17 protein-coding genes and 6 tRNA genes are annotated in these 18936 nt (G+C 73.5%); 9 read left to right on the top strand and 14 right to left on the bottom strand.

Features of this window, described 5'->3' with window-relative positions; translation table 11 throughout:
* Positions 1-918: 918 nt before the first annotated feature.
* Positions 919-990 (bottom strand) — tRNA-Val (locus tag AB0M11_RS23540).
* A gap of 75 nt (positions 991-1065) precedes the next feature.
* Positions 1066-1530: a TIGR02611 family protein gene (locus AB0M11_RS23535; RefSeq protein ID WP_365708513.1), complete on the bottom strand. Its 465-nt coding sequence runs from the start codon at positions 1528-1530 to the stop codon at positions 1066-1068.
* Positions 1531-1721: 191 nt separating this feature from the next.
* On the opposite strand from AB0M11_RS23535, the gene AB0M11_RS23530 reads away from it, so the two are divergent.
* Both AB0M11_RS23530 and AB0M11_RS23525 read left to right on the top strand, forming a co-directional pair.
* On the top strand, positions 1722-2135 hold the full coding sequence (locus tag AB0M11_RS23530; protein WP_004002642.1) for an SsgA family sporulation/cell division regulator: 414 nt from the start codon (positions 1722-1724) through the stop codon (positions 2133-2135).
* Between the two features lie 268 nt (positions 2136-2403).
* The gene (locus tag AB0M11_RS23525) at positions 2404-2964 is read left to right on the top strand and encodes a CGNR zinc finger domain-containing protein (RefSeq protein ID WP_365708511.1); all 561 of its coding nucleotides are present in this window, start codon (positions 2404-2406) and stop codon (positions 2962-2964) included.
* A 73-nt stretch (positions 2965-3037) separates the two neighbouring features.
* Here AB0M11_RS23525 and AB0M11_RS23520 read toward each other — a convergent pair whose 3' ends face one another.
* On the bottom strand, positions 3038-3190 hold the full coding sequence (locus tag AB0M11_RS23520; protein WP_167450005.1) for a hypothetical protein: 153 nt from the start codon (positions 3188-3190) through the stop codon (positions 3038-3040).
* Positions 3191-3355: 165 nt separating this feature from the next.
* Positions 3356-3811, bottom strand: a complete 456-nt coding sequence (locus tag AB0M11_RS23515) for a hypothetical protein (protein ID WP_365708509.1) — start codon at positions 3809-3811, stop codon at positions 3356-3358.
* Between the two features lie 230 nt (positions 3812-4041).
* Here AB0M11_RS23515 and AB0M11_RS23510 point away from each other — a divergent pair, with 230 nt between their 5' ends.
* Positions 4042-4560 carry a DsbA family protein gene (locus AB0M11_RS23510; protein WP_365708507.1) on the top strand — a complete coding sequence of 173 codons (519 nt, stop codon included), beginning with the start codon at positions 4042-4044 and terminating at the stop codon, positions 4558-4560.
* Between the two features lie 40 nt (positions 4561-4600).
* Here AB0M11_RS23510 and AB0M11_RS23505 read toward each other — a convergent pair whose 3' ends face one another.
* The 3 genes from AB0M11_RS23505 to AB0M11_RS23495 all read right to left on the bottom strand — a co-directional run bounded on the left by AB0M11_RS23505 (position 4601) and on the right by AB0M11_RS23495 (position 7357).
* Positions 4601-5425 carry a GNAT family N-acetyltransferase gene (locus tag AB0M11_RS23505; RefSeq protein WP_365708505.1) on the bottom strand — a complete coding sequence of 275 codons (825 nt, stop codon included), beginning with the start codon at positions 5423-5425 and terminating at the stop codon, positions 4601-4603.
* A gap of 71 nt (positions 5426-5496) precedes the next feature.
* Complete coding sequence (locus AB0M11_RS23500; protein WP_365708503.1) at positions 5497-6318, bottom strand: aminodeoxychorismate lyase; 822 nt, start codon at positions 6316-6318, stop codon at positions 5497-5499.
* 1 nt (position 6319) lies between these two features.
* Positions 6320-7357 carry a chorismate-binding protein gene (locus AB0M11_RS23495; RefSeq protein WP_365708501.1) on the bottom strand — a complete coding sequence of 346 codons (1038 nt, stop codon included), beginning with the start codon at positions 7355-7357 and terminating at the stop codon, positions 6320-6322.
* Between the two features lie 178 nt (positions 7358-7535).
* Between AB0M11_RS23495 and AB0M11_RS23490 the strand changes: the two genes are divergently transcribed.
* The 5 genes from AB0M11_RS23490 (at position 7536) to AB0M11_RS23470 (ending at position 8004) form a co-directional block, all read left to right on the top strand.
* A tRNA-Gly gene (locus AB0M11_RS23490) sits at positions 7536-7608 on the top strand.
* Between the two features lie 38 nt (positions 7609-7646).
* A tRNA-Cys gene (locus AB0M11_RS23485) sits at positions 7647-7720 on the top strand.
* A gap of 1 nt (position 7721) precedes the next feature.
* Positions 7722-7793: transfer RNA gene (locus AB0M11_RS23480), tRNA-Val, on the top strand.
* 34 nt (positions 7794-7827) lie between these two features.
* Positions 7828-7899, top strand: a tRNA-Val gene (locus AB0M11_RS23475).
* A 33-nt stretch (positions 7900-7932) separates the two neighbouring features.
* Positions 7933-8004 (top strand) — tRNA-Val (locus tag AB0M11_RS23470).
* Positions 8005-8055: 51 nt separating this feature from the next.
* On the opposite strand, the gene AB0M11_RS23465 is transcribed toward AB0M11_RS23470, so the two are convergent.
* From AB0M11_RS23465 to AB0M11_RS23450, 4 genes are all read right to left on the bottom strand, one after another.
* Complete coding sequence (locus tag AB0M11_RS23465) at positions 8056-8397, bottom strand: zf-TFIIB domain-containing protein (RefSeq protein WP_365708500.1); 342 nt, start codon at positions 8395-8397, stop codon at positions 8056-8058.
* 100 nt (positions 8398-8497) lie between these two features.
* On the bottom strand, positions 8498-9430 hold the full coding sequence (locus tag AB0M11_RS23460; protein WP_365708498.1) for a phosphotransferase: 933 nt from the start codon (positions 9428-9430) through the stop codon (positions 8498-8500).
* 473 nt (positions 9431-9903) lie between these two features.
* Positions 9904-10080 (bottom strand): hypothetical protein, encoded by a 177-nt coding sequence (locus AB0M11_RS23455; protein WP_365708496.1) that lies wholly within the window; start codon positions 10078-10080, stop codon positions 9904-9906.
* Positions 10081-10289: 209 nt separating this feature from the next.
* Complete coding sequence (locus AB0M11_RS23450; RefSeq protein ID WP_365708494.1) at positions 10290-10565, bottom strand: hypothetical protein; 276 nt, start codon at positions 10563-10565, stop codon at positions 10290-10292.
* A gap of 196 nt (positions 10566-10761) precedes the next feature.
* On the opposite strand from AB0M11_RS23450, the gene AB0M11_RS23445 reads away from it, so the two are divergent.
* Positions 10762-12093: a protein kinase gene (locus AB0M11_RS23445; protein WP_365708570.1), complete on the top strand. Its 1332-nt coding sequence runs from the start codon at positions 10762-10764 to the stop codon at positions 12091-12093.
* Between the two features lie 12 nt (positions 12094-12105).
* Here AB0M11_RS23445 and AB0M11_RS23440 read toward each other — a convergent pair whose 3' ends face one another.
* The 3 genes from AB0M11_RS23440 to cobT form a co-directional block, all read right to left on the bottom strand.
* On the bottom strand, positions 12106-12924 hold the full coding sequence (locus AB0M11_RS23440) for an RNA methyltransferase (protein WP_181807761.1): 819 nt from the start codon (positions 12922-12924) through the stop codon (positions 12106-12108).
* Between the two features lie 79 nt (positions 12925-13003).
* A complete protein-coding gene (gene cobA, locus AB0M11_RS23435) occupies positions 13004-14248 on the bottom strand; it encodes a uroporphyrinogen-III C-methyltransferase (RefSeq protein ID WP_365708492.1) in 1245 nt (414 codons plus the stop codon).
* A gap of 635 nt (positions 14249-14883) precedes the next feature.
* Positions 14884-18825 carry a nicotinate-nucleotide--dimethylbenzimidazole phosphoribosyltransferase gene (cobT, locus tag AB0M11_RS23430; RefSeq protein WP_365708490.1) on the bottom strand — a complete coding sequence of 1314 codons (3942 nt, stop codon included), beginning with the start codon at positions 18823-18825 and terminating at the stop codon, positions 14884-14886.
* Between the last annotated feature and the right edge of the window lie 111 nt (positions 18826-18936).

The raw sequence follows: 18936 nt of genomic DNA, 5'->3' as shown, positions 1-18936 counted from the left end.
AAGTTACGGAGGGCCCGGTGAGGCGTCAATGATTCGCACAGGAATTTCTTGCGGGGGTGGGCGAGCGGGCGAGGCGGCGCGGCGAAGGGGCGGGGGTGCCGGGTGGACGACATCGCTGGTGAGCGGCGCGCGGTCGGGTGGTCGAACGCGAAGTGGCTTACGGGGGGCGGGTGTTACGGGTTGGCTTCGGGGCGGAGGCGGGGACGGAGGCGGTGGAGGGTGGGCGGGGCGGGGCGAGGGTTGCTCCGGGGGCTGCCGGGGGGTGGCAGGGCCCGCCGCGGGGGCGGTGGGGGCGGCCCGGGGGGCGCGGGGGCGCGGGGGGCGCGGGGGCGCGGGGGGCGCGGGGGCGCAGGGTGAGCGAGGGCCAGGGCGGGCTGAGGTCTGGCTGGTGCCGCAGCTCGACTCCTGGACCGGGGTGAGGGCGCCAGTGCGCACACCTCCGACCACTGCGGCGGGCGGCGGGCGGCGGGCGGGAGACCGGGTCCGGTGATCGGGTTCTGTTCGGTTTGCGATCGGCTCGGCGGGCCAGCGGACGGGGCCTGGCCAGGTGGTTCGCGGTCACCTCCGGGAACACGGCAGCTCGTCCCGCCTGTTAGGCGGAGGGTGATCAAGCGTCCACGTCCCGTCCGCGCTCTGGTCCATCTGGGGTGTCGGCGACGCACCGCCGAAGGGCGGCTCGGTGCGTGCCGCCCGCACCGCTCGTCGCCGACGGTGCGACCGCCGTCGGCGTCGGCGGGGCATCCCGTGACCCGCTCGGCGGCTGTCCGGCCGGGGCGGGCCGCCGATCGTCGCGCGCCCTGCGCCTCCGTCGCCACAGCCGCGCCGCGGTCGGTGGCCGTAGGCGGCAAGCCCCTGGCCGCGCGGCCTGGAGACGACCGCGGCCCACCTGCTCTCTGGCAGGTGGGCCGTGGTTCCGGGTGGGCGATACTGGGTTCGAACCAGTGACCTCTTCGGTGTGAACGAAGCGCTCTCCCACTGAGCTAATCGCCCGGGCACAGGAAGAACATTACCCCATGTCAGGGGGTGCCCCTGACCAGTCGCCGGGGCCCGTGACCGGCGGCCGGATCACTCCTCGATCTTCCAGGGCATCACTATCCCGAACCGGGAGAGGTAGATCCCGACCCCGGCGCCCACGATCACCAGGCCGATCGCCGTGAGCGTCAGGTTCCGGCGGCGCACCTTGGGGTCCAGGGCCTTCTGGGCCGCCTCCGTGACCTTGCGCTTCGTCCAGCGCAGCACCAGCTGGGCCCAGACGAACTCGGTCGCCCAGACCGCCATGCCGGCGAAGATGACCACCCAGCCCGGTCCGGGCAACGGCAGCAGGACGATGCCCACGGCCACGATCGCCAGACCGACCGCGAAAACCCCGACCTGCCAGCTCAGGTGCAGCACCCGGCGCGCCTTGATGAACTCGGGCGCCCGCGATCCGAGCCCCCGCTCGTCACGTGCCCGGTCCGTCGTCGTCCCGTCCACCTCGCTCCCGTCCGAGGCCACCGTGGCCCCGCCCGGTTCGTTACTCCCCGTATTCATACGACCAAACCCTACCTGAGCGATTCCGGTCACCGGAATGGTCGTAGATCGCGTTCAGGTTCTCGGCCGGAAGAGTTACGTAAACACACGCAAAACACTCAGAGGGGTTTACAACGGCACCGTAGGTGGCATGTCGATTTCGCCGACGTGCGAATCCCCGAGCGCACACTGAGCGAAAGGCCCTGGCGCTTATGAACACCACGGTCAGCTGCGAGCTGCACCTGCGCCTCGTTGTGTCGAGCGAGTCCTCCCTGCCTGTCCCCGCAGGCCTGCGGTACGACACGGCCGACCCCTACGCCGTGCACGCCACCTTCCACACCGGAGCCGAGGAGACCGTCGAGTGGGTGTTCGCCCGCGACCTCCTCGCCGAGGGGCTGCACCGCCCCACCGGCACCGGCGACGTCCGCGTCTGGCCGTCCCGCAGTCACGGTCAGGGCGTCGTGTGCATCGCCCTGAGCTCCCCGGAAGGGGAGGCTCTGCTCGAAGCCCCGGCGCGGGCCCTGGAATCCTTCCTGAAGCGAACAGACGCCGCCGTGCCCCCCGGCACGGAACACCGGCACTTCGATCTCGACCAGGAGCTCTCCCACATCCTGGCGGAGAGCTAGGGCACAGCCCCTGCAGGCCGCCCGGCGCCGTCCACTCGGGGAGACGGCTCGGGCCAAGACAACCGCATACGGCAGCACCGGCGCCGCCACCGTGTTCCGTCACGGGGCGGCACCGGTGTGTCCGCGTTCCGGGGAACCGCCGGGGCGCGGTGAGCGTTCTCCTGGACAGTCACGAGTGGGACAGGGCGCGGTGCGGCGCCGCCGTATGTCGCTACCATCGGCCACCATCGGCGGGCGCCCGCCCGACCCTCAGGCCAGGGAGCGAAACGTGCTGATCACCCACGACACCCGGTGTTCTCTCGACGCCGTGGTGGATCTGGTGAACACCGCACCGGAGGACGACACGGCGGCGGACGGACTGGCCGATGTCGCGGCTCTCCAGGATTTCGTACGAAACCACAACATCAGCGATGTGGGTGTGCTGTCGGAGTTCGACCTCTCGGCGGTGCGCAAGGTCCGCGGACGGTTCGCGGGGATCTTCGCCGCTCCCGACGCCCGGACCGCGGCCGGGATGATCAACGAGCTGGTCGCCGCCGCGGGCACCACGCCCCAGCTCACGGACCACGACGGCTACGACTGGCATGTGCACTACTTCGCGCCCGGCGCCTCGGTGGCCGACCATCTCGCCGCCGACTGCGGGATGGCGCTCGCGTTCTTCGTCGTCGCCGGTGAGCAGGAGCGGCTGCGGCGCTGTGAGGCCCCGGACTGCCGACGCGCCTTCGTGGACCTCTCCCGCAACCGTTCGCGTCGGTACTGTGACAGCCGGACCTGCGGAAACCGCCTGCATGTCGCCGCGTACCGGGCACGCCGCAAGGAGGCGGCCGGCTGATCCCGGGAGGCCGGGGGCGGCATCGATGCCGACGCCGGTCCCGGCGGGTGGCGCCGGGACTGGCGGGTACGGCTCACAGCCACAGCAGGTCGTGCAGCGCAGCCATGAGGAGCAGACACCCGATCACCGCTAGGAAGATCATCAGCGGTGGCTGGGAAAGGGCGAAGAGGCACCCGCGGGGCTCGTCCTTCGGCGGCGCGGCCTCGCTCTGTTTCGTGTCCAGCATCTCGCGGCGATGATGTCCCAGCGGACACCCCGCGCGCGATCAACACGCCCGAAATGCGCGGGAGTTCGCCGAATTCCTCGATGTCCGTTTCGCTTGCGCCCACCCTCTGAACACTTCGGCGCACGCCGGGAGCACACTGTGTCGTTTCAATGCCTCATGTGACTGTCATATGCCGTGCTTCTTGAGGATGGCCTCGATGTCGCTGAAGTCGTCACCCGAGCTGGTGCTCCGGGGAGCCGCCGAGGGCTGGGCGGCCGGACGGGCGGCCGGACCCAGGGACGGTGCCGAGGCGGCGGGGGCGACGGCGTCGCGCTGCGCGCCCCGGGCGGCCGCCTTCCGCTCGGCCCGGGTGCCGCGCGTGCCGCCGCGCCGGCGCTCCACGGCCCGGGTGGTGGCGAAGAGGGCCCAGGCGACGCCGAGCACGCCGAAGCCCGCCCAGGCGGTGGGGCTGAAGGCGGTGTCGGCGAGCCAGCCGACCACACCCGTCATGACCAGGCCGACAGGGACGAGAGAGTAGGCGGCGATGCGGGCCGCCGCCAGGTACCGCTTGCGGTAGGCGGTGACCACGGCGATGCCCAGGCCCGCCGCGGACACGGCGGAACAGACTGTCTCGGCGATCATCCGGTCCTCCTGCGGGCGGTGTCGGGCGGGGCGGGGGCGGGCCTCACGCACGCGTTGCCTCGCCCCTTCCATCGTGCACCGCCCGGCCCGTGCGATCCATGCCCAGCCCCGACAATCAGGGGCATCTCGGGGTCCTCTCCGGGTCACCTCCACCCCAGGTACGAGCCGCGACGGCCGGCGTGCGGCGGCTCGATTGGGTCGGTGGGGCGCGGGCTGGAAGACTGGACGGCATGAACGACTCCCCCGAGCGCACCGGCGCCCTGGTTCTCGACGTCTGGTGTGAACTGCAGTGTCCTGACTGCGGCAGTGCCCTGGACGATCTCCGTGCCCTGCGCGCCCGGTACGGCGACCGGCTGGAGCTGCGGCTGCGGCACTTCCCGCTGGAGAAGCACCGGCACGCCTTCGCCGCCGCACAGGCCGCCGAGGAGGCGCTGGAGCAGGGGAAGGGCTGGGAGTACGTCGAAGCGGTCCTCGGCCGGGTGGCGGAGCTGGACCGCGGGGGCGAGCCGTTCCTGGTCGAGGTGGCCGGTGAACTTGGCCTGGACGCCGAGGAGTTCGACACCGCGCTGATCGACGGCCGGCACATCCTGATCGTCGACGCCGACCAGGCCGAGGGCAAGGCCATCGGCGTGACCGGCACCCCGACCTATGTCATCGGCGGTGAACGCCTCGACGGCGGCAAGAGCCAGGAGGGGCTGCGCGAGCGCGTGGAGCAGATCGCGGACCGGCTGCTGGCCGGACAGGAGTGACCGCCCCGGTCCCTGGCCCGCTGGGCCTCGGATCAGGGCCTCAGATCAGGTCCTTGTAGAAGGAGTACGAGCGGATGAGGTACCCCAGCGACTCGTAGAGCCGCTCGGCCGGGGTGTTGCCGGCGAACACGTTGAGAGCCAGGACGTGCTTTCCGGCGGCGATCGTCTGCTCCTCCGCCAGCAGCATGAGCGTGCGGCCGTGCCCCTGTCCCCGGTGTTCCGGTTCGGTCTCGACCCGGTACACCCAGGCGTCGTCCGCGCGGACGTCCAGCCACAGGACGCCGACGCGCGTCCCCTGGTGTTCGAGGACGCTGAGCCGGACGCCCTCCGTGGCGAGGCCCCGGGGCAGCAGCCGCGCGTGGTCGCGCCGTGACCTCTCCCACGCCTCGGCCTCGGGCACGCCCCGCTCGCCCCACGTGCGCGCGTACCTCTCGGTGGCGTGCGCGAGCCACCCTTCGTACTCGGCTTCGGTCAGGTCGCGGGCCCGGCTTCCCGGCGGCAGTCCGGGCGGGGTGTCGCCGAGCCGCTTCTCCATACCGCGGTTGCGCAGGGCGTACCCGAGCGCCCCCACGAGGCGCAGCGCGGGCTCCGCGGCCGCGGGCACCTCCACCTCGATCTGCCGGCAGCCCCAGCCGCGCGCCACCTCCTCCGCGGCGAGCGCGGCCACGGTGCCCCGGCCCCGGCGGCGGTCGGGCTCCTCGATGCGCAGGTCCGTGATCCGCGCCACCCCGGGGCCGGAGCGCTCCGACGTCTCAAGGCTGAGGGTGCCGACGGGCCTGCTGTTCACGCACACCTGGAAGCGGCGGAGCAGTGTTCCGTCAGGGCCGTGCTGAAGCGGCTCGATCGGCCGCAGGGTCGTGGTCATCAGGGGTGTTCTACCCGTCGAAGACGCCCGTGTCCGCTCAATTGATCCGGGCGCTCACGTGATCCGGGCGCTCACGGATCCAGGTCGTCGCCCGAGCGCTCGTCGAAGACGCGCATGGCCTTGGCGGTCACCGGGCCGGGGGCTCCGGGGAGTTCGCGGTCGTCGACGCGGTGCACGGCCTGGACGTCGCGCAGGGTGGAGGTGAGGAAGATCTCGTCGGCCCGCTCCAGAACGTCCAGGGGCAGGTCGGACTCCCGGGCGCCCGTCCACTCGACGGTCAGGGCACGGGTGATGCCGGCCAGGCAGCCGGAGGCGACCGGCGGGGTGTGGATCTCGCCGTCGAGGACGACGAAGACATTGGAGCCCGTGCCCTCGCAGAGCTGCCCGACGGTGTTGGCGAACAGGGCTTCGGACGCGCCGTGTTGGTGAGCGCGGGCCAGAGCGACGACGTTCTCGGCGTAGGAGGTGGTCTTCAGGCCGGTGACCGCGCCGCGCTCGTTGCGGGTCCAGGGGACCGTGATCACGGCAGTAGAGTCGGCGCGGCGGCTGGTCTCGCCGACGGCGACCACGAGGGTGGGACCGCGGTCGCCGCGGTCGGAGCCGAGGGGGCCGTGGCCGCCGGTGTAGGTGATGCGCAGCCGGCCCAGTGGCATCGGGTTGGCCGCGAGGACCGCCTCGCAGGCCCGGCGGACCTCGTCGTGGTCGGGGTCGGGCAGGCCCAGGCCCCGGGCCGAGCGGGTCAGCCGGTCGAGGTGGCGGGTGAGCGCGAAGGGCCTGCTCTCGGCCGCCTTCACCGTCTCGAAGACGCCGTCCCCGACGGTCAGCCCGTGGTCGAAGACGGAGACACGCGCGGACTCCACGTCCCGCAACCCGCCGTCCAGCCAGATCTTCACCTCAGACCCCTCCGTTCACGTCGTACGTACCAGACGCTACCGCGAGCAGCCGGGCGGCCTTCAGCTCGGTCTCCCGCCATTCGCCCTCGGGGTCGGATCCCCAGGTGATCCCGGCCCCCGTGCCGAACCGCAGGGCGCCCGCCTCCCGGTCGATCCAGAAGGTACGGATGCCCACGGCCAGCTCGCCGGTGCCCCGGTCCGCGTCGACCCAGCCGATGCCGCCGCAGTACGGGCCGCGGGGCGCGGTCTCCAGGGCCTCGATGATCCGCAGGGCGCTCGACTTCGGAGCGCCGGTGACCGAGCCGGGCGGGAAGGCCGCGGTCAGCAGCTCGGGCCAGCCGGTGTCCGGGCCCAGCTCCCCCCGGACCGTGGAGACCAGATGGACCAGTCCCGGGTGCTTCTCCACGACGCACAGGTCGGGGACGGTCACGGTGCCGGTGGCGCAGACCCGGCCTATGTCGTTGCGGACCAGGTCCACGATCATCACATTCTCGGCGTAGTCCTTCTCCAGGAGGTCCGCCTCGGTGCGGCCGGTGCCCTTGATGGGCCCGCTCTCGACGGTCCGCCCCGTCCGGCGCAGGAACAGTTCGGGCGAGGCGGTGGCCGTCTCCACCCCGTGCTCCGGGAGGCGAATCGTTCCGGCGTACGGCGCCGGGTTGCCGCGGGCCAGCAGGGCGGTCAGGGCGTCCACGTCGGCGTCGGGGGCGACCGGCGCGGACAGCACGCGGCAGAGGTTGGCCTGGTAGACCTCGCCGGCCGCGATGTGCGCGCGGATCCGCCGCACCGCGGCCGTGTACGCCTCGCGGTCGAGGGACGACGTCCAGTCGCCGACCGCCGGGCCGCGCCACCGCCCCGGCACCGGCGCGGGCACCGGCTCCTCCCGTACGTCGCCGAAGCGGGCGCAGGTCAGCCGTCCCTCGAAATCCGCGCAGACGGCCCAGAATCCGGAGGAGTCGAGGGCCGCGGGATCGCTGGTGACGTCGAGGAGGCCGGTGGCGACGCGGCCGCCGAACCGGGCGAGAGGAGCATGATGGAGCACGTCGTCGAGTCTATGGCGGGTGTCCTGGGAGTGACCCGGGCGTGTCGTCGAGGGTGCCCTGACCACGTCATCCGCCGGGTCCGGCGCAGCACGCTGCGCAAACGCGTTTTTGTGCTGGCCCGGGAATCCGCTAGAGTTCAACACGTCGCCGGGACGCGAGAGCGGACCGAAACGACAGGCGGACGTAGCTCAGTTGGTAGAGCGCAACCTTGCCAAGGTTGAGGTCGCGAGTTCGAGCCTCGTCGTCCGCTCGAAGGAACGAGGGGTCTTCCCGATCCCCTACACTCCTGGTGGAGTGGCCGAGAGGCGAGGCAACGGCCTGCAAAGCCGTCTACACGGGTTCAAATCCCGTCTCCACCTCCAAGGACGATTAGCTCAGCGGGAGAGCGCTTCCCTGACACGGAAGAGGTCACTGGTTCAATCCCAGTATCGTCCACTGGATCTTGGTCGCAGGACCTTGGATCCGTCCCGCGCGATTAGCTCAGCGGGAGAGCGCTTCCCTGACACGGAAGAGGTCACTGGTTCAATCCCAGTATCGCGCACGCAGTCACCGTGACCCCTGGATCACGGCCCGAGGACGATTAGCTCAGCGGGAGAGCGCTTCCCTGACACGGAAGAGGTCACTGGTTCAATCCCAGTATCGTCCACACGGTGCAGAAGCCCCGGCCGCCTCAGACGGCCGGGGCTTCTGCGTGCGGTCAGCTGGAGAAAAGCATGTGCGCCCAGCTCTTGTGGCCGTGGTGACCGTGGCCGCCGTAGTGTCCACCGTGGCCGCCGCCGTGGTGACCGCCACCGTGCGGGGCGCCCCAGGCGGGCGCGGGCGGGGCCGGGTACGCCTGCGGAGCGGGGTACGCCTGCGGAGCGGGGTACGCCTGCGGAGCCGGCGGCGGCACGGGCTTGGACCACTGCGCCTCCAGCTGGGTCAGCGCCTCCAGCTCGCCGTAGTCGAGGAAGATGCCCCGGCAGCCGCTGCACTGCTCGATCTGGACGCCGTTGCGGTTGTAGGTGTGCATCGGCGCATGGCACTTCGGACACTGCATGGTCGGCTCAACTCCTCGCCCGTAAGAACTGCTTCGCGTCTCCCCAGGACAGACTCCGTCCGCTCCGGGTCGGTTGCACCTTACTTCGCGAGGTCACGGGTCAACCGCCGGAGACCATCCGGGCACACGCGTCGATCAGGGACCGCTCGACCTCGTCCAGCGGACGGTCCGCCGCGATGGCCTTGGCGAGGTACCGGGCGCCGGTCTGGACGGTGAGGGCGCGGGCCGGGACGTCCAGGGCGGGCCAGGGGTCGCCGCCGTCCTCCGGTACGGCCGGGCCGCCGGCCGCGCGGTACGCGGCGAGGAAACGGGTCCACGCGTCCGGCGGGAGAAGGCCGCACGCGTACCAGGACGCGGGGCGGGCGAGGTCCCAGGCGGGGGCGCCGACGCCGAGGTCGTCGACGTCGATGAGCCGCCACGGGCCGTCAGGCGCCGGGTGCCGGACCAGCTGGCCGAGGTGGAGGTCGCCGTGGCAGAGGGTGCGGGGGCGGCCGGGCATCGGTGCCTCGCCGCGGGCCCAGGCGGGCAACGCGGACCAGGCGCGCAGGAGGGGCGTGGCGGCGGGGTGGGGGGCCGTGCCGGCCAGGGTTTCCCGGAGGCGGGCTATCGCGTGGGCCGCCTTGGCGGGGCCGCGCATCGGGGGTGTGCCGGGCGTGGCCGGGGCGCGGTGGAGGCGGCCGAGGAGGGTCGCGGCGGCTTCCCAGGGGGCGGCGCCCGGGGTGTCGGGGTCCACGGGCGTGCCGTACGGCCAGAGGGTGACCGGGCGGTCGTCGACGAAGGCGGCGGGGGCCGGGGTGAGGGGCGGCAGGAAGACGTCGGGGAGACGGGCGGCGGTGGTCAGGCGGAGGGTGAGGGCGGCGGGGTCGGTGCCGGGGGCGTGGGCCTTGGCGACGGTTTCCGCGTGGCGGAGGACCGTGGTGTCGGGGCGGTGGGCGAGGGTGGTGGTGCCGTCGACGCAGGTGCAGGGGGCCGCGTCGGGGTGGGCGACGGTTCTGATCCTGGCGGTCAGTTCGGGCATCAGGTCTGCGGTCATGGGGTCCCCCGGGGCGTGCGGCTGTGCTGCGGCGAGGGTACGTGGGGTGCGGTGGGCCGGGGTTGCCGACTGCACGGGCTGGGGTCGGGCCGGGGTTTGGCTCGCCCGCGCCAGCGGGGTGCCGCTGCGCCCACCCGTGCCGCCCCAGCGGCACGACTGCCCGCAGCTGGGGCCAGGCCAGGACCTGGTCCGCAGGCGGCGCGACTGCCCGCAGTTGGAGGTAGGACGCGGTCCGCAAGCGGCACGACGGGCGACCGCTAGAGCTGGCACGCGGTCCGCAAGGGGCCCGGCTGCCCGCAGCCAGGGCTGGCGCGTGGCCTGCGAGGGGCAGGGTGCCGGTGTGGGGGAAAGCAATGCCGGCGCAGCTCCCCAGCTGCGCCGGCATTTTTGCCGTCCGCCGCACCCCCGTCCCCACGGGGTTTCATGGGTGGATGTCCCCGCCCGGACCGCTCTTCCGGGCCTGGGGTCGCCGCTCAGCGCCCCAGCATCACTCCCACGGACGACGCCTGTGTGGCCACCGTCTCCCAGCCGTCGAAGACGAGCAGGAGCAGGGCCGCCAGGGGAAGGGCCATCAGCGTCGCCACCAGCGGGTGGCGACGGCCCTCTCGGCGGGGGCGGGTGGTGTGTGTCCGCTGTGCCGTAAGGGCCATGGTCCCTCTCCTGACCGTGCTCAGTTGTCGTTGGCAGCGGCGGGCGTCTGACCTCGGGGGACGAGTGCTGCACCCGCCGCTTGACATCAAATCTAGGCGCGCGGCGCCTCGGGGACGTCATGCCCTCGTACCGAATCGCGGGCCTCCGAGAGGATGAGCCGTGACCTGCGGTCTACTCCTCTGGGTGGAGACGTGGACCGCGTCTCGTCCTACCCCTCGGGGTCTTCCCGGAGGGGGTGCCCGGTCCTTCCCGGTTTTTCCGAGCTGTCCTCGCGGGGAACCGGCTGCTCGACGAGGGCCAGGACCCGGGTCGCCATGAAGCGGGCGGTGCGGACGACGGTGCCGCTTCGCGTGACTTCGCTCACTTCCACCACCCCTCGACGGACCGCTGTCTCCACCCGGCGGCCCGCCCTGCTCGCCACCACCTCGTAGGTGCGGGTGGTGTCACCGGCGTCCACGACTATCTCCACGCGGTCACCCTTCACAGCATCAATCCCCCTTCTGTGACGGCTTGTTGGAGCAGCGAGGTGCTCAAAGGCGCCGATAACGGCGCCTTCCTGACCACTCCTCAAGTCTCGCACCCGGCACTGACAATCCATCGGGCCGAGAGGGCGCGGCCTCTGCGCACGGGCGGCCCGGTAAACGTAAGCTGTGCCACGTCAGACGGACCGGGCAGCGGGGATGAACATGGCGATGATGCGCCTGAGGCGCGAGGACCCGCGCGTCGTCGGCTCGTTCAGGCTTCACAGAAGACTCGGCGCCGGCGGCATGGGCGTGGTCTATCTCGGCTCCGACAAGAAGGGGCAGCGGGTCGCGCTGAAGGTGATCCGGCCCGATCTGGCCGAGGACCAGGAGTTCCGCTCGCGTTTCGCCCGTGAGGTCTCGGCGGCCCGGCGGATCAGGGGCGGTTGCACGGCACGGCTGGTCGCGGCGGATCTGGACGCCGAGCGGCCGTGGTTCGCCACCCAGTACGTGCCCGGACCCTCGCTGCACGACAAGGTGGCCGACGACGGCCCGCTGGGCGCGGCGGACGCGGCGGCGGTCGGCGCGGCGCTGTCCGAGGGCCTGGTCGCCGTGCACGAGGCCGGGGTCGTGCACCGGGACCTCAAGCCGTCCAACATCCTGCTGTCCCCGAAGGGGCCGCGGATCATCGACTTCGGCATCGCCTGGGCCACCGGCGCGTCCACCCTCACCCACGTCGGTACGGCCGTCGGCTCCCCCGGGTTCCTCGCCCCCGAGCAGGTGCGGGGGGCGGCGGTCACCCCCGCCACGGACGTCTTCTCGCTCGGCGCGACCCTCGCCTACGCCTCGACCGGTGACTCTCCCTTCGGGCACGGCAGTTCCGAAGTGATGCTCTACCGGGTCGTGCACGAGGAGCCGCACCTGCACGGGGTGCCGGACGCGCTCGCACCCCTGGTGCGGGCCTGCCTGGCGAAGGATCCGGAAGACCGGCCCAGCACGCTGCAGCTGTCGCTCCGACTGAAGGAGATCGCCGCGCGCGAGGCTCAGGGGCTGGCCGACGTGCGGCCGCCCGCGCAGCGTGCCGCGGAGGCGGACCGGCCCACCGGGCGGCTCGCCGACACCTATCCGGATGCGCAGCGCACCCAGCGGCGGCCGCAGTCCTCCCCCGGTCTGCCGGGCGGATCGCCGCGGGGCAACGCCCCGTCACGCGGTGGCAGCGGTCCGCGGCCGGCCGGGAGTGTGCCGTCGCGGCCGAACGGCTCGCGGCCCACGCCCGCCCCGCGCGGCAACGGCACCCGGCCGGGGAACGGCACCGGCGGCCGGCCCGCGTCGCGCGGCGGTACCGGGCGTCCGGCGCCGCGTCCCACGGGTACCGGACGGCGGCCCGCCAATCCGCGGCTGCTGCGCCAGCGGCTGTTCGTCTTCGTGGTGGTGACGCTGCTGGTGGCGCTGGGGATCGCGCTGGCGCAGGGCTGCTCCGGGCCCGCGCACGGGATGGGCGTGCCCGGTTCCGGCACTGTGGCGGCGAAGGCCGTGGCTCTCAGGGAGTAGCGGGCGGGCGTCCTACGCCTCGGGGCGGCCGGTGGTCACCGCGTAGAAGGCGACCGCGGCCGCCGCGCCCACGTTGAGGGAGTCGACGCCGTGGGACATCGGGATGCGCACCCATTCGTCGGCGGCGACCAGGGCCTGGGTGGAGAGGCCGTCGCCCTCCGCGCCGAGCATCAGGGCGACCCTGTCCATCCGGTGCGGGGCGGCCTCGTCCAGGCTGCGGGCCTTCTCGTCCGGAGTCAGGGCCAGCAGCGTGAACCCGGCCTCGCGGACCGAGTCCAGCCCCTTGGGCCAGGTGTCGAGACGGGCGTACGGCACGGAGAAGACCGCCCCCATCGAGACCTTCACGCTGCGCCGGTAGAGCGGGTCGGCGCAGTCCGGGGAGAGCAGCACCGCGTCCATGCCGAGGGCGGCCGCCGAGCGGAAGATCGCGCCGATGTTGGTGTGGTCGTTGACCGACTCCATGACGACGACCCGGCGGGTGGTGCGCAGCAGTTCGGTCGCCGTCGGCAGCGGTTTGCGCTGCATGGAGGCGAGGGCGCCGCGGTGCACGTGGTAGCCGGTGACCTTCTCGGCGAGCTCGGGGCTGACCGCGTAGACGGGGGCCGGGAGTTCGTCGATGACGTCGCGCATGACGTCGACCCACTTGGCGGAGAGCAGCATGGAACGCATCTCGTAACCCGCGTCCTTGGCTCTGCGGATGACCTTCTCGCCTTCGGCGATGAACAGGCCCTCGGCCGGTTCGCGCTTGCGGCGCAACTCGACGTCGGTCAGGCCTGTGTAGTCGCGCAGGCGCGGGTCGTCGGGATCCTCGACGGTGATGAGATCGGCCACAGGGTGATACTGCCTTGTCCTGGGTGTGGTGCCAACGGGCTGGAACGGGTTGTGTTACCCGGGGTTACGTCAGTGCGCTTCAGGGGGCCGGCCACGGGCCCGCGTCCACGCCGACGTTGACGACCTCGCCGATCACGATGACCGCCGGGGGCTTCACCTCTTCGGCGCGGACGACCTCGGCGACCGTGGCGAGGGTCGCGTCGACCCGGCGTTGAGCGGCCGTCGTGCCTTCCTGGACCAGCGCGACGGGCGTGTCCGGGGACTTCCCGTGTGCGACCAGCGTCTCGGCGATCCTGCCGATCTTGTCGACGCCCATCAGGACGACGAGGGTTCCGGTGAGCTTGGCGAGGGAGGGCCAGTCGGCGAGCGAGCGCTCGTCGTCCGGTGCGACATGGCCGCTGACCACCGTGAACTCGTGTGCGACGCCGCGGTGCGTGACCGGGATGCCGGCGGCGGACGGCACGGAGATCGAGCTGGAGATGCCCGGGACGACGGTGCACGGGATCCCGGCCTCCGCGAGGGCCTGGACCTCCTCCATGCCCCGGCCGAAGACGTAGGGGTCGCCGCCCTTGAGGCGTACGACCGACTTGCCCTGCTTGGCATGCTCGATCAGGGCGTTGTTGATGGCCTCCTGGGCCATGTAGCGGCCGTACGGGATCTTCGCCGCGTCGATCACCTCGACGTGCGGGGGGAGTTCGGCGAGGAGGTCGCGGGGGCCGAGGCGGTCGGCGATGACGACGTCGGCGGCGGCGAGCAGGCGACGGCCGCGGACGGTGATGAGGTCCGGATCGCCGGGGCCGCCGCCGACCAGGGCGACGCCGGGGGTGCGGGTGCGGTGGTGGGGGGCGACAAGGGTGCCGTCGCGCAGGCCCTCGACGACCGCGTCCCTGATGGCGGCGGTGTGGCGGGGGTCGCGGCCGCGCGCGTCGGTGGTGAGGACGGCGACCGTGACGCCCTCGCTGTGGCCGGTCGCCGGGGTCCAGGCGGTGGCCTGGTCGGCGTCGTCGGCGCGGACGCACCACACGCGGTGCCGTTCCGCTTCCGCGGAGGCTGCGGTGTTGGCGGCGGGGTCGCTGGTGGCGATCAGCGCGTACCAGGCTTCGCCGAGGTCGCCGTCCTGGTAGGGGCGCCTGGTCCAGGTGATCTCGCCGGCGTCGGCCATCGCCTCGACGGAGGGGGTGGCTTCCGGGGACACGAGGGTGATGTCGGCGCCTGCCGCGATGAGGGCGGGAAGGCGGCGCTGAGCCACCTGGCCACCGCCGACGACGACCACGCGACGGCCTGCGAGGCGGAGGCCTACGGGGTAGGCGGGGTGTTCGGCCATGAGGGGGCGGCTCCCTTGGGTGGCGGCGGCGTCTGGTGCCCTGACGTGGGCATTTTAAGCGGGGTGGGAGGGGGGCGGGACAGGTGTCCGGTGGCTGGGCGTCGTCTGCCGGGTGCGGGGTCGTGGGTGGTTGTGCCCACCCGTTCCGCCCCAGCGGAACGACTGCCCACAACCACCGGGCCGGCCGACGGGGAACCCGGCGCGGCAGTGGCGCAAGCGACAGGCGCGTAGCGCTAGTGGCCGACGGCACGGAAGCCGGTAACCGGTAAGCAACAGCCCCCGAGCCGAGAGCCGACGACCCCGAAGCCGCTGACCGGTAAGCGACAGCCTCGGAGCCGGTGGCCGACGGCCTGGAAGCCGGTGGCCGAGAGCCGACGACCAGGAAGTCGGTAACCGGTAACCGGTAAGCAACCGACCCGAGCCGAGAGCCGACGACCAGGAAGTCGGTAACCGATAAGCGACAGCCCCGGAGCCGGTGGACGGTGGCGCGGAAGCCGGTGGCTGGGGTCGGCGCGCGGCGGTCGGAGCATCGTCCGCCGCCAGCCGCTGACGGCCTGCCGGTCGCCCGGGGCGGTGACGGCCTTTCGTCCTCGCAACGGTCTCGGCAACCGGCTGGTCGCCCCAGGGGCGGGTTCCTACTTCTCCGTCACGCCCGCCGAGTCGAAGGTCGCCACCTCGTGCATGGCTCTGGCCGTGCTCTGGACCAGGGGGAGGGCCAGGAGGGCGCCTGTGCCCTCGCCGAGGCGGAGGTCGAGGTCGACCAGGGGGCGCAGGCCGAGTTTGTTGAGGGCCGCCACGTGGCCCGGTTCCGCGCTGCGGTGGCCCGCGATGCAGGCTGCGAGGACCTCGGGGGCGATCGCGCGGGCCACCAGGGCCGCGGCGCCCGCGCTCACGCCGTCCAGGATGACGGGGGTGCGCAGGGAGGCGCCGCCGAGCAACAGACCGACCATCGCCGCGTGTTCGAAACCGCCGACCGCGGCGAGGACGCCGATCGGGTCGGCCGGGTCCGGCTGGTGGAGTTCCAGGGCACGCCGGACCACCTCGGTCTTGCGGGCGAGCGTCTCGTCGTTGATGCCGGTGCCACGACCGGTCACCTCGGAGGGGTCGGCGCCCGTGAAGACCGAGATCAGGGCCGCGGACGCAGTCGTGTTGGCGATGCCCATCTCGCCGGTGAGCAGCGCCTTGTTACCGGCCGCGACCAGGTCACGGGCCGTCTCGATGCCCACCTCGATGGCCTGCTTGGCCTCCTCGCGGGTCATCGCGGGGCCGGTCGTCATGTCGGAGGTGCCCGCGCGGACCTTGCGGGGCAGCAGGCCCGGCGTGGCGGGCAGTTCGGAGGCGACGCCGACGTCGACCACGCACACCTCCGCGCCCACCTGGCTCGCGAAGGCGTTGCAGACCGCTCCCCCGCCGAGGAAGTTGGCCACCATCTGCGCGGTGACCTCCTGCGGCCACGGCGTCACACCCTGCGCGTGCACCCCGTGGTCGCCGGCGAAGATCGCGACGGCCGCGGGCTCCGGGATCGGCGGCGGGCACTGCCGGGACAGCCCGGACAGCTGGGCGGAGATGATCTCCAGCATGCCGAGCGCGCCGGCCGGCTTGGTCATCCGCTTCTGCCGTTCCCAGGCCTCGCCGAGCGCCTTGGCGTCCAGCGGCCGGACGCTGGCGACGGTCTCGGCGAGCAGGTCGTGCGGGTCCTCGCCGGGCAGCGCGCGGCGGCCGTACGTCTCCTCGTGGACCACCCAGGACAGCGGGCGGCGCTTGGACCAGCCGGCCTGCATCAGCTCGGGTTCGTCCGGGAACTCGTCGACGTACCCGACGCACAGGTAGGCAATGACCTCCAGGTGCTCGGGCAGGCCGAGGGCGCGCACCATCTCCCGCTCGTCGAAGAAGCTCACCCAGCCGACGCCGAGGCCCTCGGCACGCGCGGCGAGCCAGAGGTTCTCGACGGCGAGGGCGGCCGAGTAGGGCGCCATCTGCGGCTGGGTGTGACGGCCGAGGGTGTGACGGCCGCCACGCGTCGGATCGGCGGTGACGACGATGTTGACCGGGGTGTCGAGGATCGCCTCGATCTTCAGTTCCTTGAACTGCTTGGCCCGGCCCTTGGGAAGGGACTTGGCGTAGGCCTCGCGCTGGCGCATGGCCAGTTCGTGCATGGTGCGGCGGGTGTCTGCCGAGCGGATGACGACGAAGTCCCAGGGCTGGGAGTGGCCGACGGACGGCGCGGTGTGCGCGGCCTCCAGGACCCGCAGCAGCACCTCGTGCGGGATGGGGTCGCTGCGGAAGCCGTTGCGGATGTCACGGCGTTCCCGCATGACCTTGAGGACGGCCTCGCGCTCTGCGTCGTCGTAGGCGGGTGCGGCCGGGCCGGTGGACTGACGTGCTTCTGCCACGGGGGCCGTGCTTTCTTCCTGGTCGGCGGCCCTGGTGTCCAGGTCCTCCGCGTGCTGTACGACATCGGGCTGCTCCGGCAGCGCAGCGGGCTCGGCCTCGCGGGGCGCGGGGACCGTCGCGGCCTGCTCGGGCAGCGACTCGCCGCCCTGGTCCTGGGCGGGGAGGACCAGCGGGTGCGGCGGGGTCGGGGCGAGGTGCGGGGTGGTCGGCACCTGGCCGTCGACGGCCACGAACTCGCCGAGCGGCGGCTCCGGCGCCGGTTCCGTCGGGCCCGCGGCGGCCAGGGGCTGTGCGGCCGTCGGGGTCGCCTCGGGGGCGGGCGCGCCGCCCTGGATCTGCGGGCCCGCGAGGGGGACGACGCCGTCGGCCGGCTGGTCGGGCCGTGCGTCGGGGGTCCCGGACGGCGGTAGGACAGCCGCCGCGGGGACCTCGGCGGGGGCGGGCGGGGCGACCTGCTCGGCCTCCGGGACGGCCGCCGCGAGCGGTTCCGGCGCCTGGGGCGGCTGCGGGGCCTCGGCGGCGACGGGTGCTTGGGCCGCCGGCACGGCTTCCTCGGCGGCGGCGACCGGCACTGTTTCCTCGGCGGCGGCCTCAGCGGGCTGTCCCGGCACCGGCGGCGCGGCGGGCACCGGCTGGGCGGGCTCGACGGCAAGGCCTTCCGGGCCCTGGAGGGACTCCGCCGCCAGGACTTCCGGCACGCCGGCCTCGGACACGGCAGCTTCCGGCACGCCGGCCTCGGGCACAGCGGCCTCGGGCACAGCGGCTTCCGAAACGACAGCCTCGGGCACTGCGGCCTCGGGTACGCCGACCTCGGGCACTGCGGCCTCGGCCACGACGGCTTCCGGCACGACAGCCTCGGGTTCGACGGCTTGCGGTTCGGCGGCTTCGGCGGCTTCGGCGGTTTCACGTGCGGGGCCCGCCTGTGCGGGGCCGGGCTCCGACGTCCCGCCCCCCGCGACCGGCTCGGTCGCGACCGGCGCCACGGCCTGCGGCTCCGGCTCGGTCACCACGGCCTCGGCGACCGGCTCCGCGAGCGGCTGACCGGCCTCCTCCGCCACCACCGCCGCGGCCTCGGTCCCGGCGGCCGCACCGGGTGCCGCGTCGGCGCCCGGTACCGGCCCCGCCTGCGGAGTCTCCTGGCTCACCGCGTCCGTCGGCGCCGCCTGCGCAGGCACCCCGCCCGGCCCGAGCGGCACCTCTGCGGTCCCCGGAGCTCCCGCGAACTGCGGAGCCTGCGGCGTCCGGGCAGCCTCCGGCGCCACCGGATCGGCCGCCGGCTCGTCTCCCGGCTCCGCCACCGTTACCGGGCCGCTTCCGTCGACCGGCTGGGCCGCGCCCTGCGGGCCGTGCGCGTGCTCGGGCTCTGCGGCGATGCCGACCACAGGTGCCTGCGGCTCGGCCGCGGCGGTCGCGGCCACGGCCGCCGTGGCGATCCGGGCGACGGCCGCCTGCGCGGCGTCGTACGCGTCGACCGGGTGCGGCTCGTGGGCGACCGCGGGCTGCGGCTGCGGCTGCGCGACCGCAGGAGCGGCGGGGGCCGCGACGGCGACGGCCTCCGGAACCGGAGCAACCGCCTCGGCGGCCGGGGCCGGTGCGGCCGCCTGAGCCACCGGAGCGGCCTGCGGTGCGGCGGGCGGGAAGGCAGACGCCGGCTGCGGCGCCCCCCAGGGGGCCGCGGACGGCGGTACGGCCTCGCGCGGCGGCTGGACGTCGAGATACTCGGGACCAACCGCCGGCACGCCCGGCTGCCGTACCGGCGCCCCGGCCGGGCCGCGGTCGGCGAGGGAGCGGACCGGGCTGGCGGAGGCGTCGGGGATCGGCGGGCCGAGGTGCAAGGGGCGGCGCGGGGCCGGGGCGGCCGCCGGGTCGTGCGGCACGGAGAGGATCGGGGACGCCGGTACCGAGCTGGGCAGCCGGACGGCGGTGAGGTCGACCGAGCCGCTGTCCCGGCCGCCCGTCTCGTGCGGGCCGGGCTCGTGGACGGCCTCGACGACCGGCTCCGGGGCCGGCGGCGGCACTTCGTTGCCCCAGGCGCCCTGGGCGCCGGGGAGCAGCAGGTCCTCGTCCTCGGCGGGCGACTCGGAGAGGTAGGTGTACGCGCCGTGTGCGGGAACGCCCGGCTGTTCCACCATGCCTGCGCTCTCCGGCAGTCCCTCGCCCGGGACCTGGCCGGTGTCCGTCATGCGTACCCCTCGCCCATCGGTTAGTGCCTTCTACGACCTGCTCGCCCGGGGCGGCGCACCGACCGCCCCCGCAGTCAAGAACGAGCGTGCGTGCCCAGCGGCACGAACGAC

The sequence above is a fragment of the Streptomyces sp. NPDC051987 genome, assembly GCF_040680735.1.
Taxonomy (GTDB): domain Bacteria; phylum Actinomycetota; class Actinomycetes; order Streptomycetales; family Streptomycetaceae; genus Streptomyces.
The sequence above is the reverse complement of the archived record's forward strand: the minus strand, read 5'-3'. Positions and strand labels throughout refer to the sequence as shown.

Excerpts from the sequence above, each read along its gene's own strand:
- AB0M11_RS23445 (WP_365708570.1), top strand. The coding sequence starts at position 10,762 with ATGAACATGGCGATGATGCGCCTGAGGCGCGAGGACCCGCGCGTCGTC.
- AB0M11_RS23520 (WP_167450005.1), bottom strand. The coding sequence starts at position 3,190 with ATGCTGGACACGAAACAGAGCGAGGCCGCGCCGCCGAAGGACGAGCCC.
- AB0M11_RS23465 (WP_365708500.1), bottom strand. The coding sequence starts at position 8,397 with ATGCAGTGTCCGAAGTGCCATGCGCCGATGCACACCTACAACCGCAAC.
- AB0M11_RS23530 (WP_004002642.1), top strand. The coding sequence starts at position 1,722 with ATGAACACCACGGTCAGCTGCGAGCTGCACCTGCGCCTCGTTGTGTCG.
- AB0M11_RS23460 (WP_365708498.1), bottom strand. The coding sequence starts at position 9,430 with ATGACCGCAGACCTGATGCCCGAACTGACCGCCAGGATCAGAACCGTC.
- AB0M11_RS23515 (WP_365708509.1), bottom strand. The coding sequence starts at position 3,811 with ATGATCGCCGAGACAGTCTGTTCCGCCGTGTCCGCGGCGGGCCTGGGC.
- cobT (WP_365708490.1), bottom strand. The coding sequence starts at position 18,825 with ATGACGGACACCGGCCAGGTCCCGGGCGAGGGACTGCCGGAGAGCGCA.
- AB0M11_RS23535 (WP_365708513.1), bottom strand. The coding sequence starts at position 1,530 with ATGAATACGGGGAGTAACGAACCGGGCGGGGCCACGGTGGCCTCGGAC.
- AB0M11_RS23455 (WP_365708496.1), bottom strand. The coding sequence starts at position 10,080 with ATGGCCCTTACGGCACAGCGGACACACACCACCCGCCCCCGCCGAGAG.
- AB0M11_RS23510 (WP_365708507.1), top strand. The coding sequence starts at position 4,042 with ATGAACGACTCCCCCGAGCGCACCGGCGCCCTGGTTCTCGACGTCTGG.
- AB0M11_RS23505 (WP_365708505.1), bottom strand. The coding sequence starts at position 5,425 with ATGACCACGACCCTGCGGCCGATCGAGCCGCTTCAGCACGGCCCTGAC.
- cobA (WP_365708492.1), bottom strand. The coding sequence starts at position 14,248 with ATGGCCGAACACCCCGCCTACCCCGTAGGCCTCCGCCTCGCAGGCCGT.